The sequence below is a fragment of the Nocardiopsis sp. TNDT3 genome (assembly GCF_003427465.1).
In the GTDB taxonomy this organism is placed as follows: domain Bacteria; phylum Actinomycetota; class Actinomycetes; order Streptosporangiales; family Streptosporangiaceae; genus Nocardiopsis; species Nocardiopsis dassonvillei.
This window is the reverse complement of sequence record NZ_QPFC01000347.1, coordinates 1-17,706: the sequence shown is the minus strand read 5'-3', so window position 1 is coordinate 17,706 and position 17,706 is coordinate 1. Positions and strand designations below refer to the sequence as shown.

The window sequence follows — 17,706 nt, the reverse complement described above, 5'->3', positions numbered from 1 at the left end:
GCGCCGCACTTGAGAGCGCGGCGCACGCCCGCGTCCTCAGTGGTCGACCGGCAGGTCCTCCGGAGCGGTCGCCCACTCCGTGTTGGGCTCGCCGACCAGCACGTGCGTGACCCGCCCGCCCTCGCTGAGGAAGGACTCCGGCAGCCAGGAGCGCGTGTGCTCCCGCCCGTCCAGGCGCACCGAACCGATGTAGGGCGTGTCCGGCCCGGCGTTCGGGGCGACCACGGTGATCGGCTCGCGCCCGCTCGGCGCGATCCTGGCGTAGGAGAACACCGGAGCCGACAGCAGAAGCTCGCCGCGCCCCGGCGCCTGCGGGAACAGACCCAGGGCCGAGAACACGTACCAGGCCGACATCGTGCCCAGGTCGTCGTTGCCGGGCAGGCCGCCCGGCCCCGTCCCGTACTGGGTGTCCACGATCTCGCGCACCGTCTCCTGGGTCTTCCAGGGCTGCCCGAGCGCGTTGTACATCCACGGAGCGTGGATGCCCGGCTCGTTGGTGGGGTCGTAGCGCAGCGGATCGCCGCCACCCACCGACCACGCGCCGTCGGGCGTGCGGAAGAATCCGTCCAGGCGCTCGGCCGCGGTCTCCCGGCCGCCCATCGCCTCGGCCAGGCCGCCGACGTCGTGCGGCACCATCCACGTGTAGGTCGCGCTCGTGCCCTGCGCGAACCCGGTGTCGCGCCCGGGGTCGAAGGGCGTCACCCAGGACCCGTCGGCGTCGCGCGCCTGCGCGTAGCCCGCCTCCGGTGTGGCCTCCGGGTTGTAGACGTTGCGCCAGTACCCGCCGCGCTCGGCGAACATCGCGGCGTCGTCCCCGCGCCCCAGACGCTCCGCCCACTGGGCGAGCGCGTTGTCGGCCACGGAGGCCTCCAGCGTCTCCGCGGCCCCGCCCCAGCAGTGGCAGTCGTCCTGCGGCGCGTAGTGGAGTTCGAGGTAGCGCTCCAGGTTCGGGCGCTGGCCCTCGCACTGGCCCGGGCACCCGGCGTCGGACAGGCCGTCGGGGTGCGGCTCGGTGGCCTGGGCCCGCAGGGACGCGTAGGCGGCCTCGGCGTCGAAACCGTCCACGCCCATCGCGGCGAACGTCGCCAGCGTCGCGGCCGAGGGGTCGCCCGTCATCACGTGCGTGGGCCCGTTGATGTGCACCCAGCGGTCCCACACGCCCCCGTTCTGCTCGGAGAAGTTGAGCAGGGACTGCGCGAAGTCCCCGGCCACCCCGGGCTCCAGCAGCGCGAGCAGCTGGACCTGCGCGCGGTACTGGTCCCAGCCGGAGAAGTTCGTGTACTGGGCGTCCTGTCCGTCCGCCACGCGGTGCGCCTCGCCGTCCATGCCCGGGTAGCGGCCGTCGACGTCGCTCACCAGGTTGGGCTGGAGCAGGGAGTGGTACAGCGCCGTGTAGAAGGCGGTGCGCTGGTCGTCGGTGCCGCCGCCGACCCTGATCGCGCGCAGGCGCCGGTTCCAGGCCTCGCGCGCCGACGCGGCCACCGCGTCCACGCTCTGCCCGGGGGCGATCTCGGCGGCGAGGTTGGCCTCGGCGTTCTCCGCGCTGACGTAGGAGATGCCCACGCGCACGCCCACGTCGGAGCCCTCGGGGAAGGAGACGTAGCCGCCCGAGCCTCGGCCCCGCCGCTGGTCGCGGACGTAGCCCTCACCCCCGGAGGCGGTGGTGGCCCCCGGCTTCAGCTCGCCGTCCTCCCACGTGCCCACCTCGGTGAAGGGGGTGTCGAAGTGCGCGGTGAAGTGCAGCCGGTAGTAGGAGTTCCGGTTGTTCTCGCCGCCGTTGGCGCGCTGTCCGCAGAAGGCGCCGGTGAGCACCGAACCGCTCACCGTGCGGGCCTCCGCGTCGATGCGGATGTCGGCGTCCTCACTGCCGTTGAGCGAGTTGGAGGTGCGGAAGAGCAGGCTGGCGGGGGTGTCCTCGGGGAAGTCGAACTCCCCGGCACCGGCCCGGTCGGTGACGCTCAGGTCCGTGCGCACCCCGTTCTCCAGGGTCACCGTGTAGCGGCCGGGGGAGGCGGACTCGTCGGCGTGGCCGAAGTCGCTCGCGTACACCTCGTCGCGGGTGTCGGCGCTGGGCGAACTCTCCACGGGCACGGTGACCGGCATGATCGGCACGTCACCGGCGGCACCGGGGTGGCACCCGGCGCCGTTGACGTGGGTCAGGGCGAAGCCCCGCACCCGCGTGACGTCGTAGGAGTAGCCGTTGGCCGCGCCGGTGTCGGTCTGGTCCCCGCGGGTGGTGGTCGGGCTCCAGGAGATCATCCCGAACGGCCGGACCGCACCGGGGTAGGTGTTGCCGCCGTTCGTGGAGCCGATGAACGGGTCCACGTGGTCGACGGGCGAGGCCACGGCCCGGGCCGTCTCGGCCGGGAGCGGCGACGCGGAGGCCGCCGGTGCGGGGGAGAGCAGGGCGGCGCCGACGGCGAGGGCGAGCATCGGAGATAGGAGACGGGGGGAGCGTGGAGGGAGGGTCATCCTCTGCGGTCCTTAGCGGGGGAGCGAACGGTCCCGGCGAGTCTGGCCCAGCGGTGCGCGCCGTGGCCAGGTCCTGGCGGGGGAGTTGGCGCGTTCTTCGCCGGTCCGTCGCCGTGGTGTCACGGACCGACCACGGTGCGGACCGCGGCGGCGCGGGCGCGGGTCCGGAGCGGGGACGGTGGTGTGCGGAGACGGAAACGGGGGAGGAGACCGCGGCAGCGCCGGTCCGCGGGGGCGCCGCGGGGGTGCTGTCCGTCCCCCGGGCGGAGGAGGGGTCGCGGTTCGAGGCGTGCGCGGGTGATGGTCGGGGTTCGAGGTCCGAAGGGGGACGGCCGCGGGGCACGTGCCTCGGGTTGCTCGTCGTGCTCTCGTGGTGCAGCCGGTCCAGGGCGGTCACGTAGTAGGTCACGTCACCGCCGCCGGGCGCGGTGAAGACCGTCTCGCCACCGTCCTCGGCCGCGCGCACCGTACCGACCATGGCGCGCGGGTCCTGCACGTCGCAGGGGACCTCCTGCCGTCCGGGCGCGCCCTCCAGCGCGTAGACCGCGTAGTAGGCGGGCCTGCCGCCGCGTCCGGGGCGGATGGTCAGCTCGGTGCCGCCGTCGGCCCGGGCGGCGGCGGTGACCACCGGCGGTGCGGGAGCGGCCCCGCCCAGGTCCTCCTTGACCGGGATCAGGGCGGGGTTGGCGTAGTGCTGTTCGACCACGACGTCCATGGCGTCCCTGGCGTTGGTGCGCAGCGAGTTCGCGCTGAAGTAGACGTCCCCGTCCACGCCCGGGTACTCGCGGTTCAGGTCCAGGTGCCGGGAGAGTTCGTCCGGGTCGGACCAGGCGCCCGCGTTGCCGACCTTGTAGGCGGCCTGGCCGATGTAGAGGTGTACGTCGGTGCCCTCGGTGACCTGCTCCCACCAGGGGACGAGCACCGCGTAGTCGGCCACGGGCAGGCCGATCTCCCAGTAGACCTGCGGGTTGATGTAGTCCACCCAGCCCTCGCGCACCCACCTGCGGCTGTCGGCGTAGATCTGGCTGTAGGACTCGAACCCGCCGGTGTCGGAGCCGTTCGGGTCGCTGGTGTCGTTGCGCCAGATCCCGAACGGGCTGATGCCGAACTTCACGTGCGGCTTGGCGGCGTGCACCGCCTCGTCCATCTCCTGGACCATGCGGTTGACGTTGTCGCGCCGCCAGTCCCCGATGTCGCCGAACTCTCCGCCGTACTCGGCGAACGTGTCCTGGTCGGGCACGGTCTCGCCCGCCACCGGGTAGGGGTAGAAGTAGTCGTCGAAGTGGACGCCGTCCAGGTCGTAGTTCTCGACCGCGTGCATCATCGCCTCGACGACGAACGCGCGCACCTCGGGGATGCCCGGGTCGTAGTAGAGCTTGCCGCCGTAGGCGAACACCCAGTCCGGGTTGACCCGCGCCGGGTGGTCGGCCACCAGGCGCGAGGGGTCGTCGTGCATGGCCACCCGGTAGGGGTTGAACCAGCCGTGGAACTCCAGGTTGCGGGCGTGCGCCTCCTCGACCGCGAACGCCAGCGGGTCGTAGCCGGGGTCGGTGCCCTGCGTGCCGGTGAGCCACTCCGACCAGGGCTCGTGCGGGGAGGGCCAGAACGCGTCGGCGGTCGGCCGGATCTGCACGAACACGGCGTTGAGCCCGTCGGCCTTCGCCCGGTCGTACAGGTCGATCAGCTCGGCCCGCTGGGCCTCGGGTGAGAGGCCCTGCTCGCTGGGCCAGTCGATGTTGACCACCGAGGAGATCCACTCGGCGCGCATCTGCCGCTTGGGCGGCGCCTGCGGATCGACCGCGCACGGCTCGGCGGAGGTGTTCGTCGCCGGGACGGCCGGTGCGGCCGCCGCGTGCGGCGCGTGGAGCAGCGACGCGGTGAGCACCGCCGCGAGGGCGACGGCTCGGGAGGCGCGGCCCGCCCCCCGGGCGGGCGGATGAGCGGGACGGTTCCGGTGCGGTTTCGCCAACGTGGGCTCCTTCCGGCTTCTGTCGTGCGGACAGCGAGCAGCCGGAAGGGACGCGCTCCGGTGCGGTCACCGCGCGCGGCGTCCGGGTCTGCCCTAGGAGAAAACCTTCATGATTTGCCGGGCAGATGCAAGACTCCTACGTCAGGTTGATACCGATGTGTCGCGGGAGCCGCGTGGTGCCGATCTGTCCCGGAGCCCCACGACGCCTCGTCTCCTCGGTCCGGTTCCAGCCGCGTCAGGAACCGCTGGAGAGGCCGCTCCGGGAAACGTCCTCGCGCAGAAGTCGTCCGGCCTTCGGTTCCACCACCCAGTGGGTGGAGCGCCGAACCCACGACGAGGACAACAGCGGGACGAGCGCCAGCCCTATGAGGACGGTGACCACCAGCCCCTTCTCACCGTCGATGGAGTCGTACCAGGGCGATGCCTTGAGCAGGATGAAGGCGACCGAATGCCAGAGGAACACGTACATCGTGTGCCGACCAGCGTCGGTGAACCACGTGCGGCGTCGCGGAACCAGGGCTAAGAACGCCGCGGTCATGAGGAGAGCCAGCCCCATGAGGCCCAGACGGATGAGGACACTCGGGAGCAGCGGATCGATGGCGCGGTCGGTCAGACTGTGGACCCAGTACAACCAGTCCTTGTCCAACCGCTCGGCCAGAGGAACAGCCAGGAGCACGGTCGAGGCCAGGAACACGAGCGCGACGACGCGTACCCGTGTGCGCGCCAGAAGCGCGAAGTGCTCTCGCCGCAGGCACAGGCCCAGCACGAAGAACGGCAGGAAACTGAGCACCCTGCCCAGGGACATCGTCGTTCCCAGTTCCACCGATGCGGCGAAAAGCGAGATCAGCACGGCGATGAGCACCGGATATTTGAGGCGTTGCCACACCGGCACACTCAGCCGCCACACGAAGAGGGCGATCAGGAACCACAGGGTCCAGGTCGGCTCCAGTGGGGACAGCGTTTCGGGCAGCTCACCGCCTTCGACCGTGTAGATCCCCTTATGGATGCCCCAGAAGACCAGATAGGGCACGGCGACGGACAGGACCAGCTTCTCGACACGTGCGGGCGAGCCGTCGAACGAGCGCGCCAGATATCCGCTGACGAGGATGAACGCGGGCATGTGGAAGAAGTAGATCCAGTAGTACAGCGCCCGTGCCGCTCCCTGGTCGAGCAGGGGCTCGATGGCGTGTCCCACCACCACCAGCGTGATGAGGAGGAATTTGGCGTTGTCCAAGTGGGAATCGCGCGCCGGGGGACGGGTGCTTCGCTGGGCTGCGCCGTCCGAACTGGCGGGGGCCGTTGACTCCGTCGGCGCTGGTGAGGAGGTGGGCGCGGCGGGGTCCCACGGCTGTGGCACTCCGGGCGGCAGGTCCTGCGAGGGACTCCCGACCTCGTGGCCCGGAATGCTACTTCTGGCTGGCATGGAATTTTTTCTACCACGGGAAGAAAGCGGTATTTCTCCCGGTGACCTTCGCTGCCCGACGGGGAGCTCGCCATCGCTGTTGATGGGGAACCCCTGCTCGGGCCGCCTCTGCCCCTCACCTGTCTGATGGGCACACCTCGTTCCACCGCGTTGGTCGAGACTCGTCTCGGTCCAGGACTCTCCGGAAGCGGACTGAGAGCTTCCCCACCCATGGAGAACTCTCCCCGGCCACCTTGGACGCGGTCGCCGTCGAGAAGCAGGGCTGGTTCCAGGACTGTCGCGAGCGCGTCCACGAGGTGCCGGTGGCTGCGTAGGCGACATGGACGGGTACTCCCGAGAATGCCGGGCACTGTCCTCAAAGCTGGCCTGGGCGAGGACACGTCGGTTTCCCGGTAGCGGCCCTCGCTCTCGAACCCGCAGAAAAACAGACCGTGAACTGCGGCTTTGTAGAGAATCAGCAGTATTCGCACCTGCGACCACAGGGTGAAGGACAGCGTGCCCGCGAGGACGGTGTCCTCGGGACGAGAACCCGTTGGCCGGATCCGGCCAACGAGGTTTGCGCCCATGTCAACCTGTTCGAGTGGAGGTCTGACTTCGTTGGGGCGAACAATAAAACTCTCGTGTGCCTTGTGCCCTCATCAGAGTGACTAGTAGCTTTCTGTCCGGTTTGAAGAAACTGTGTCCCTGTCCCTCGGGGAACGGTGTTCCACCACGACAACACAAGACAGGCATCCCCCATGCTCTCCCCCTTGACCCGGGTAGCGGCGGTGACCACCGCTGCCACTCTGGCCCTGTCACTCCTGACCGCGGTACCCGCCGCGGCCGACGACGAGTCCACATCGCCCAGCAGCGAAGGCACGCAGAGCGGGAACGAGGAGTTCGACGCGCTCGCGCTGGCGGAGCAGACCGGGGAGCCGGTGGAGATCCCGTCCCTGACGGACGAGAAGACCCAGCACTTCGCCAACCCCGACGGCACCTTCACCGCCGAGGTCTCCGCGATCCCCGTTCGGGTTCGTTCCGGGGGTGGCTGGGTGGACGTGGACACCACCCTGGTCGCCGGCGACGACGGTCTCGTCCGACCCAGGGCGGCGGGCATGGACATCGCCTTCTCCGGCGGCGGCGACGCCCCGATGGCCCGGATCGGTATCGGCTCGAACAGCGTCGCGCTCGACTGGGTCGCGGAACTGCCCACGCCGACCCTGGACGGCGACCAGGCCACCTACGCCGACGTGCTGCCGGACGTGGACCTGGTCCTGACCGCCGGGGTGGAGGGCTTCACCCAGGTCCTGGTCGTGCACACCCCCGAGGCCGCCGCCTCCCCGGAACTGGCCGAACTCGAACTCCCCCTGGACGCCACCGGGGTGAGCGTCGTCGCCGACGAACACGGCAACATCGAGGCCATCGGTGACGAGGGCGGCCAGAGCGTCTTCACAGCCCAGGCCCCGGCGATGTGGGACTCCACCGGCCAGGACGAGGCTGCCGGTGAGAACCCGCTCCTGGCGCCGACCACGGGATCCCGCACAGCTTTGGTCGAGACCGAGATCGGCGTTGACTCCATCCGTCTCATCCCGGACCAGGGGCTACTCACCGGGGAGGACACCGAGTTCCCGCTCTACATCGACCCCTCGGTCAGCGCCAGCCGCCTCAACTGGGCCTATGTCGACAAGGCCTACCCGGACCAGGCCAACCACAACAAGAAGATCGACAATGTCGGTGTGGGCCGCTACTCCGACCACACCGGCACGTACACCCGCCGCGCGTTCTTCCAGTTCTCCGTTCCGGGACGCATCAAGCAGGACACCACCACGATCCACTCGGCCACGATGCGCGTCGAGGTGGAGTGGGCCTCCACCTGCAACAGCAACTCCTACGTGGAGCTGCACCGAGTGGACCGCTTCACGAACAGGACGACCTGGAACAACCAACCCACCGCGAGGACTCTGCTCGACACACGGAACATCAGGGATGGCTGGGCCGCCTGCCCGTCCGACCGCGGTACGGAGTTCGACGCCACCGAGGCCTATCAGTGGGGCGCGGACAACGACGAGTCCTACGTCTACCTGCGCCTGAAGGAACGCGACGAAACCTCGAACTCCGCCTGGCGGCGCATCGACATCGACGGTAAGCCGCCCGTGCTGGTGATCAACTACAACAACACGCCCTCCCAGGTGGCCACCTCCAGCATGTCCGACTCCCTTGGCGGAGTGTGCTCTACGGACCAGGACAACCCGCGACTGATCAACAACACCACCGTCACGTTCCGCGCCACCGTCCGCGACTACGACGCGCGCGCCGCCTGGGGCGGCCAGAAGCTCAAGCTGCGTGTGGAGTGGCGGGTCAACGGCACCGAACCTCGTGAGTACGCCGACTCCTCCTACGCCGACGTGGGCTACTGGCCTGAGGGCTCCGAACGCGCGGTGACCGCCACCGGACTTCCCGAGGGCGAGGTGTTGGGATACCGGGCGATCGCACACGACGAGACCGAGTGGGGCTACCCGTGGTCGGACTGGTGCTGGATCAAGATCGACACATCCAAGCCCGACACCGGTCCCATCGTGGCCTCCACCGACTACCCGGCCGACGACGCGCTGCACGGCAGCGCCGGACGCACCGGCGACTTCACCTTCTCCAACAACGGCGTCGAACAGGCGGCTTCGTACTACTACAGCCTCAATGACACCTCGTGCACGACCGAGGTGAAGCTCGGTGAGCCGGGGGCCAGCGCCACGATCCCGATCACGCCCAGCCGTAGCGGGGCGAACATGATCTACGCCAGCACTGTCGACGCCTACGGCAACTCGTCTCCGTGCGAGCTCGCGTACTACTTCCTGGTCGCGCCCCCGAGCGCCCCGATCTCCCGCTTCACCCTCGACGAAGGCACAGGGGGAACCGCCGTTGACGCGGCGGACCCAGACAGGACGGCCACGGCCAGTGGTGACACCGGCTGGACGCGAGGCCGAGTGGGCGGTGTCCGACAGGGCCGCTACCAACTGGAAGGCACCAGCCTGGCCACGGCGGACGGGGGCCACGCCCGTACCGACGCACCGGTGGTCGACACCAGTGGCGCGTTCTCGGTGTCGGCGTGGGTGCGTCTGGACGAGGCCACAGGCAACCACACGGCCGTGTCACAGGACGGTGAACGGCACAGCGGCTTCTACCTCGGCTACAACCACACTGCCGAGGGCAACTGGGTGTTCAAGCAGGCCCCCTTCGACGGAGACGAGACCAGTATCTCCCGCCGCGTCTACTCGAATGAGCCCGCTGAGACGGGGGTGTGGACCCATCTGTTGGGAACCCACGATCCAGAGACCGGTCAGCTCGTCCTCTACGTCGACGGAGTACGCCAGGGCGAGGTGGTCCAGGAGTCCCCGTGGAACGCTCAAGGCCCTCTGGTGATCGGAGGCGCCAGGTACCGGGGTCAGTTCTACGACGCCTGGTCCGGAGCCATCGACGACGTACGGGTCTGGGACCGGGTGGTCACCGACGAGGTCACGGGGGAGGACACCGAGGCGCGTTCAGAGGTCTGGACCCTGGCCAACCGCCCCATCGCGCTGGAAGGCCGCTGGCAACTGGACGAGACCGACGGCGCCCTCGCCGCGGACTCCTCCGACCACGGTCTTGGCGCAACCCTGCACGGCGACCCCCTGACCGCTTGGAATAAGGCCCTCAACGACGTCACGTTCGCTCCTGGCGTCAGCCTGAACCCAGCCGTCCCCGAACGCATCACGACCGAAGGCCCGGCCATCCGTACCGACCGCAGTTACAGCGTCGCGGCGTGGGTCCGTCTGGACGAGGTCGGACACAACTCCACGGCGGTCTCCCAGGACGGCGTTCATCACAGCGGCTTCTACCTGGGCTACCAGTACACAGCAGATTCCCACCAGTGGATGCTGAAGAATCCGCCTTCGGACACCGCGGGAGCTTCGGGTTGGCACCGGGCGAGATCCGATCAGCACGCCGAGTTCGGGCGTTGGACCCACCTGGTCGGAACCTACGACCACACCTCGCGGACCACCACCTTCTACCTCGACGGTGTCGAGCAGGGCACGGCTGAGGTGCCTGACGCCTGGCACGCCAACGGTCCGGTCGTCATCGGCGGCGGACGCTTCGAGCAGCAGCTCTCCGATGCCTGGGCCGGAGACATCAGCGACGTCTTCCTGTACCAGGGCGTGTTCGACGAACACGAGATCCTCGCAGTCAGGGAAGGAATCGCGCCGGTCCCCAGGCTCTAAGCGGTAGACCGCTCCCCGCGTCCTCGCCCTCATCCCCCTTGTGCTTCGGCCGCTGTCAGAAAGGCACGCCGTGTCCGACCTGCCCCCGAACGCGTCCAACTCCGCTGCGAGAACACCCGAGCCGGACCAGGAAAAGCCCTCGCGTCCACAAGCTCGCACCATGGCCAACAGCCGTGTCATCCGTTTCATCAAGAGGCCGATGACCTATGCCGCGACTCTGGTCCTGGTCGGCAGCCTCCTCCAGGCCGCTCCCGCGTCCTCGCTCACCTTCAACACCCGCCCCGAGGTGGAGGACGAGGCGTCCGTTCCGGGACAGGACATCGCCGGAGCCCTCGACGCGCCCTCGACCGAGGACACGGCTACTGACGCAGCTCTGACCGAGCCCCTGGAGGCCAGTTGGCCGACCGGTGACGTCGGCGAAACCGGACTCGCCGACCCTGGAACCGACCTCCAGGTCGTCGATGACCTGGTCACGGTCGCCCAGGTCTCCGACGAGGCCCAAGAAACGTGGGTTGAAGAAGTAGCCGAGGACTACGTCGACACCGGAGCTTCCGAGGACGAGGAAGACCCTCAGCAAGAGGGGGACGCGCCCGCGCGTTCTGAGGAGGGTTCGGACGCGGGGCAGGAACAGCCGGAGAGCCTAGAGCCGGAAGCGGAAACCGGCAGCGCACCCGAAGCGGAGAATACAACTGAATCCTCCCCCGAAGAGGCGGAGGAAACCGATCCGGCGGTCAGCAGCGTCGAATCCGTCCAGGTGGAGGTCCTCGACCGCTCCGCGGCCGAGGAAGCGGGGATCGAAGGGCTGCTTCTCCGTGTGACCCGGACCGACGACGAGGCCGGTGTAGGCCCGGTCGACCTGACGGTCGACTACTCCGACTTCGCCAACGCCTACGGCGGTGACTACGGGGGCCGCCTCGACTTGGTCGAGGTCGACACCTGTCTCCTCGACGACTCCGTCGAGTGCCAGGACCGTGCTCCGCACACGTTCACCACGGACAACGACACCGACGCCCAGACGCTCACCGGGACCGTGCCCGCCCTGGGCGGAGAGGGCATGCTCCTGGCCGCGGCCGCAGAGGAGGAGGGCCCCCGAGGCGACTACCAGGCCACCGACCTGTCCGCCACGTCGAGCTGGGACGTCGGTCTCCAGACGGGCAGTTTCTCCTGGAGCTACCCCGTCGACACACCCCCCGTCGCCGGTGACCTGACCCCGGGCATCGAACTGGGCTACTCCTCGGCCTCCGTGGACGGCAGGGTCTCCTCCTCCAACAACCAGACGTCCTGGATCGGTGAGGGCTTCGACTACAACCCCGGCTTCATCGAGCGCAAGTACGTTCCCTGCGCCGACAGTCAGCCGGACTCGGCCAAGACCGGGGACCTGTGCTGGTCCCGGCACAACGCCACGTTCTCGCTGAACGGCCGCTCCGGCGAGATGTTCCTGGACGAGGACGGAACGTGGCGGATGCGCCACGACGACGCGTCCCGCATCGAGCGGCTCACCGGCACCACCAACGGCGACAACGACGGCGAGTACTGGCGCATCACCACCACGGACGGCACCCAGTACTACTTCGGGATGAACCGGCTTCCCGGCTACGGCAGCGGCGATGCCGAGACGAACTCGGCGTGGACGGTGCCGGTGTTCGGCCGGAACTCGGGTCAGCCCTGCAACGGTTCCAGCTTCGCCAACTCCTGGTGCCAGCAGGCATGGCGGTGGAACCTGGACTACGTGGTGGACGCGCACGGCAACGTGATGACCTACCAGTACACCAAGGAGCGCAACTACTACGGCCGCAACGGGCAGGCCAACTCCCCCACGGTCTACGACCGGGGCGGGTACCTGCGCCGTATCAACTACGGTCTGCGTTCCGACGACGTCCACGCCACCGCTCCCGCCCGGGTCAACTTCGCGGTCAGCGAGCGCTGCATCCCCACGGACGGCTTCGACTGCGCCGAGGACAAGTTCACCAGCGGCAACGCCAGACACTGGCCGGACGCCCCCTTCGACCGGCACTGCGCGCAGGGGCAGAACTGCACCAACAAACTCTCCCCGACCTTCTGGACCCGCAAGAAGCTGGACTCCATCACCACCCAGGTCCACGACGGCTCCGCCTACGGCAACGTCGACTCCTGGGAGCTGGAACACGTCTACCCCGCGAACGGCGACGGCACCCCGCCGGACCTGTGGTTGCAGTCGATCTCCCACACCGGTCACGTGGGCGACACCGCCTCCATGCCCACGCTGGAGTTCGGCGGCACCCAGTTCGAGAACAGGGTCGACACCCAGGACGACGGCTTCGCCCCCATGCTGAAGTGGCGGATCACGAAGATCCTCACCGAGAGCGGCTCCCAGACCGACATCAGCTACGCCGGTGGTGAGTGCGACACCGGGGACTTCCCGGACCCGCACACCAACGGCACCCGCTGCTTCCCGGTCGTGAACAGCACCGCGGACGGCAAGGGCGAGTACACCGACTGGTTCCACAAGTACGTGGTGACCCAGGTCAGTGAGCACGACCTGGTCACCGCACAGCCGGACCTCATCACCGCCTACGAGTACCTGGGCGACGCCGCCTGGCGTTACCAGGACGCAGACGGGTTCGTGCGCGACGAGCGTCGCACCTGGTCCGACTGGCGCGGATACGCGCATGTCCGCGTCATCGAAGGCGATGCCAACGCCACCCGGTCAGCGACCGAACACCGCTTCTTCCGCGGCATGCACGGCGACCGCCTGCCCAACGGGACCCGAACCGCCACGGTGACCGACTCAGCGGGCGGCGAGCACACCGACCTCAACCAGTACAACGGGTTCACGCTGGAGGAGGCCACGTTCAACGGACCCGGCGGGGACGTCGTGGAGAAGACCATCTCCCTGCCCTGGAGCCGGGTCACCGGTGAGCGGACCTACTCGTGGGGCACTCTCGAGTCCCGTATGACGGGGATGGCCTCCAGCACCCAGTACACGGCAGTCGGCGACGGATGGATGCGTAGCAGGGAGAGCGCGGAGTACGACTCCCTGGGCCGCATCACCCAGACCCACGACCACGGTGACCTCGACGACGCCGACGACGACCAGTGCACCCGCTACACCTACGCGGACAACACCGGTCGCAGGATCCTGGACACCGTCACCCGCACGGAGAAGGTCGCGGTCGGCTGCGGGACGACTCCCGCCTACCCCGACGACGTGATCAGCGACGAGCGCTCCCTCTTCGACGGAGGCGGCTTCGGAGACGCCCCCACCGTCGGACTGGAGACCAGCTCCCAACGGGTCATGGAGTACGACGGCTCCACCCCCACCTACCAGGTCGTGCAGGAGAGGGAACACGACGCCTACGGGCGCACCGTCTCCGAGACCGACGCGCTCGGCAACGTCACCGAGACGGACTACACGACCACCGTGCCCGGTGGTGCGCCGACCACCGTCACCACCACCAACCCGCTCGGCCACACCACCACCGAGCACTTCGATCCCGCACGCGGGCTTCCCGTGGCGGAGATCGACGCCAACGGCAACCGCAGTGACATGACCTACGACCCCCTGGGACGCCTGACCGCGGTATGGACTCCCGACCTGAAGAAGTCCGATGACGATCCGGCGACGCGGTTCGAGTACCACGTGCGCGACGACGCCCCCACGGTGGTGGCGACCCACACCCGCAACAACGAGGGCGGCTACTCCTCGACCTACCAGATCTACGACGGGCTGCTGCGTGAACGCCAGCGTCAGGAGCCCGGTGTGGGCGGCAGACGCCTGATCACCGACACCTTCTACGACAGCCGCGGTCTGAAGGTCAAGGAACGCCACGCCTACACCAACGACGAGGCGCCTACGCAGGACATCTTCGTGCCCGGCAACAACGGCGTGCCCGGCGGCAACGACGACCTCATCCCCCGGTACACCCAGACGGTCTACGACGGCGCGGAGCGCCCGACCGAGGTCCTGACCATGTCCAACGGCCAAGAGCTGTGGCGGACCTCTTCCGAGGACCGCGGTGACCGCCAACTGGTCACACCGGCTCCGGGCGCCATCCCCACCACCACGATCAAGAACGCGCGCGGCCAGACCATCGAGGTGCGCCAGCACCAGGGCGACACCCCCGAAGCCGACTACACCGCTCTGACCTACACCCACACCCCGGCGGGGCAGGTGGAGACGGTGACCGACGAGGCGGGCAACGTCTGGCGCAACCACTACGACCTGCGGGGGCGCAAGGTTCGTACCGACGAGCCCGACCGGGGCACGACCACGTTCGTCTACGACTCCGCTGACCGCATGGTGGCCCGGACCGACGCCCGGGACGAGACGGTCGTCTACGCCTACGACGAACTCGGCCGTAAGACCGAGCAGCGGGAGGGCGGAGTCAACGGTCCCCTGCTCGCCTCGTGGACCTTCGACTCCGTCGCCAAGGGAGAGCTGACCCGTGCCACCCGGCACGCCGACGGACTGCAGTACAGCACGTCCGTCGCCGCCTACGACGCCATGGGCCGGCCGCTCGCGACGACGATCAGCATCCCCTCCGCACCGGAGTACGGGGCTCTGAGCGGGTCCTACCGGTTCCGGAGCACCTACAACGCCGACGGCACCATCGAGACGGAGACACTGCCCGCGGCAGGGGGGCTGCCCCGCGAGTTCGTCCGCTACACCTACAATGAGCTGGGCCTGCCGGTCTCGGTGGCTGGCTCGCTCGAAGGAGTGGAGACGCTCGATTACGTCCACGAAACGTCGTACTCGTCCCGCGGGCAGATCATGCAGCGGTGGCACCACCGCAACGACGGATCGACCCAGGCCAAGTCCACCTGGTCCACGCGAGACTACGACCCGGGCACCCAGCGGCTCCTCACCGCGCGGGTGAGCCACGAGATCGGCCACGGGACACTGGTCGACCAGACCTACTCCTACGACGCGGCCGGCAATGTGCTGAGCATCCGGGACGAACCCACGGCCCAGGGGCTGCTGCCGGACGTGCAGTGCTTCGCCTACGACGACATGCGCCGCCTCACCAACGAGTGGACGACGTCAGCCAGCGGTGACCAGGCCTGTGACACCACCCCGTCCCAGGAGGCCATGGGCGGCGCCGCGCCGTACTGGAACAGTTACACCTACGACGACCTCGGCAACCGCCTCACCGAGACCCGCCACGGATTCGTCGACGGCAGCGACGTCGAGAGGACCTACCAGCGTCCCGGGGCGGGGGAGGAGCGCCCGCACGCGGTGACCCGGGTGGACTCCAACGGTGCTGGCGGAACCGCGACCTACACCTACGACGAGGCCGGGAACATGGCCTCCAGGCAGGACGGCAACCGCACACAGACGCTGGAGTGGGACGCCGAGGGCCAGCTCGCGGCCATCCACGAGGGCCAGAACACCTCGGAGTTCGTCTACGACGCCGAGGGCGAGCGGCTGATCCGTGACGACGGCGGTGTGGTCACGCTGTTCCTGCCCGGCATGGAGATCAAGTACGACAAGGAAGACCTGATCTCGCAGTCCACCCGCCTCTATGAGCACGCCGGTGAAGTCGTCGCCAGCCGCTCCAACGACGGCAGGGTGCACTGGATCTTCTCCGACCACCACAAGACCGGCCAGCTCGCCATGGACTCCCTCACCGGGGAAACGATCCGGCGCAGGTTCACCGCTTTCGGCGGAGACCGCGGAAGCGTCGGAGGGGACTGGCCCAACTCGCGCGGGTTCGTCGGCGGAGTCATTGACGAACAGGTCGGCCTGACCCGGCTCGGGGCGCGCTCCTACGCACCGGAACTGGGGTCGTTCATCTCTCCGGACCCGGTCGTGGACTTCAGCGACCCCGAGCAGATGCACGGGTACTCCTACTCCAACAACAACCCGGTGTCCTTCACCGACCCCGACGGTCTGTTCCTGAGGAAGGCCTTCGCGCAGGCCCGGAGGTGGGCCGTGTACCAGGCCCGCCAGGCCGCGATCCGCGCTTACCAGGCCCGTCTGGCCGCGATCCGGGCGTACCGCATTCGCCAGGCCGCGATCCGTGCGGCGCAGATTCGTGCCGCGCAGATTCGCGCCGCTAAGATCAGGGCTGCTCAGATCCGCGCCGCCAAGATCGCGGCTGCGAAGAGGGCGGCGGCCGCGAGGGCAGCTGCGGCGCGTAAGGCGGCCGCGGTGAAGGCTGCGCGTGAGAGGGCGGCGAGGGTCGCTGCGGAGAAACGTCGAAATGCTGCCCGCCGTCAGGCACAGGAGCAGCAGGCACGGCGTCGGGAAGCGGTGAGGGCCACGGCGGTTCGTGCTGAAGGTGGGTCTGCTGAATACCGAAGAGTTTCGACTATGTCTGTTGGGTCCGATCTCCCTGAACCTACTGACAACCCATCCGGGCCCGAGCCAATTGACTGTTCTGATCCTGCGTATGAATGCTATAACACCCAAGACGATGACAAGCCGAGTCTCTGTGTAGGAGTCGGAGCTGTCATGGGGACGATTGGTTTTGGAACTTTGGCGGCTGCGTCCATGGGAGGTCCTCCAGGCTTGGGTGCCTGGGGAATATTCTGGGGAGTTGTTGCAGCAGGATCTACCTTTGCCTGCGTGGTCTACGATTTGTCATGAAATCCATTAGGTGGTTGCGTCTGGTGGATTTAAGATGCAGTTCTGGCGAGCGATGGTGACTATGCTCGTGGCTAACTGTGGCGAAAACTGTTCCGCTATGCGTCCGGGCGAATTTTAAGCAGTGTCGCGATGAAATTTAACCTGGGACTAATTGACTGGCTCTTATTTGATTGGTGGAGGTTTGTTTGGAGAGGCTCGTACTTCTGTTGGCTGCCGTCGCTTCGTTGGCAATGCTGCTGCATGTGATTGCGCAGAGTAAAGGCGTAAATCCGCCAAGGCTGGTTACTATTTCGATCATTTCCCTTTTTTCCATTGTTGTTGTTCTATCCTTAATGGTGCTTGCTGGAGTATTTGGCTAGGGGGTGTTGTTTGAGGACTTCAAGCAGCATAGCTGTGAGCACAGTGATGCTCGGCTGTAGTCTTCCTAGTGAAGGTGATTGCGCATCGGTGGTGCTTGGAGTCAACGCGAGCGGTCGGTTCTCAGGCGGTCACTTATTTGGCGGGTAGAAGTGGCCTGGAATTCCGCATTGGACACGGAGACTATGATTTCCTCCGAGCGCGCGAGCGAGACGGTGGTGGTGCGGGAGGGCAGTGGGGCCTGGTTAGGAAAGTCTCGTGCGTTTTCTTTCAGAAGCCCGTTGGCTTCCTCTGTCTGTGTTGGCTTGTGGACTCGCGGCCTCGGCTTCTGTGTTTCAGTAATCCTCCTTTTTCTGGCTTGTGGTGGGTGGGATATGGTGTGAAATTGCCCTTATCGTCTTTCTCTCTGTCTTCCTTGCTCTTCTGGCCTGGCTGAATCATAGGCACTTTGATAAATTTTTCGATGCCATGGATGGTCGTTTCGAAGGGCTGGTCGGAGGCAGGAGTCGAAGAGGGGGGGCGCGTACCGCTTTCAGAGGAACCTGGCTACGGCTGTTCTCGCCTTGTTTTCTGCCAGCTTTCTCTGGTATGCCCTCAAGGCGATTTATCTGGCGGTATTTGGGAGTTGAGGTTGGCTAGCCCTGAAGATGCGGCCGGAGGGGGCCGTACTGGGGCGGGGCAGGCG

General features: G+C 67.7%; 3 protein-coding genes and 3 pseudogenes. 2 read left to right on the top strand and 4 right to left on the bottom strand.

Annotated features, from left to right (window positions below):
* Positions 1–36: 36 nt before the first annotated feature.
* The 3 genes and pseudogenes from DQW06_RS09315 to DQW06_RS09305 form a co-directional block, all read right to left on the bottom strand.
* Positions 37–2,433, bottom strand: coding sequence for a GH92 family glycosyl hydrolase (locus DQW06_RS09315; RefSeq protein ID WP_232832987.1), 2,397 nt, complete (start codon positions 2,431–2,433; stop codon positions 37–39).
* Positions 2,434–2,809: 376 nt separating this feature from the next.
* Positions 2,810–4,441, bottom strand: a pseudogene (locus DQW06_RS09310) (glycoside hydrolase family 10 protein); the annotation flags it as partial.
* A gap of 235 nt (positions 4,442–4,676) precedes the next feature.
* On the bottom strand, positions 4,677–5,675 hold the full coding sequence (locus tag DQW06_RS09305) for an acyltransferase family protein (RefSeq protein ID WP_370449066.1): 999 nt from the start codon (positions 5,673–5,675) through the stop codon (positions 4,677–4,679).
* A gap of 926 nt (positions 5,676–6,601) precedes the next feature.
* On the opposite strand from DQW06_RS09305, the gene DQW06_RS09300 reads away from it, so the two are divergent.
* Both DQW06_RS09300 and DQW06_RS09295 read left to right on the top strand, forming a co-directional pair.
* Positions 6,602–10,096 (top strand): LamG-like jellyroll fold domain-containing protein, encoded by a 3,495-nt coding sequence (locus DQW06_RS09300; RefSeq protein ID WP_117198297.1) that lies wholly within the window; start codon positions 6,602–6,604, stop codon positions 10,094–10,096.
* Positions 10,097–10,256: 160 nt separating this feature from the next.
* Positions 10,257–15,908 (top strand): annotated as a pseudogene (locus DQW06_RS09295) (type IV secretion protein Rhs); the annotation flags it as partial.
* A gap of 219 nt (positions 15,909–16,127) precedes the next feature.
* Here DQW06_RS09295 and DQW06_RS29870 read toward each other — a convergent pair.
* Positions 16,128–16,487 (bottom strand): annotated as a pseudogene (locus tag DQW06_RS29870) (hypothetical protein); the annotation flags it as partial.
* Positions 16,488–17,706: the final 1,219 nt, after the last annotated feature.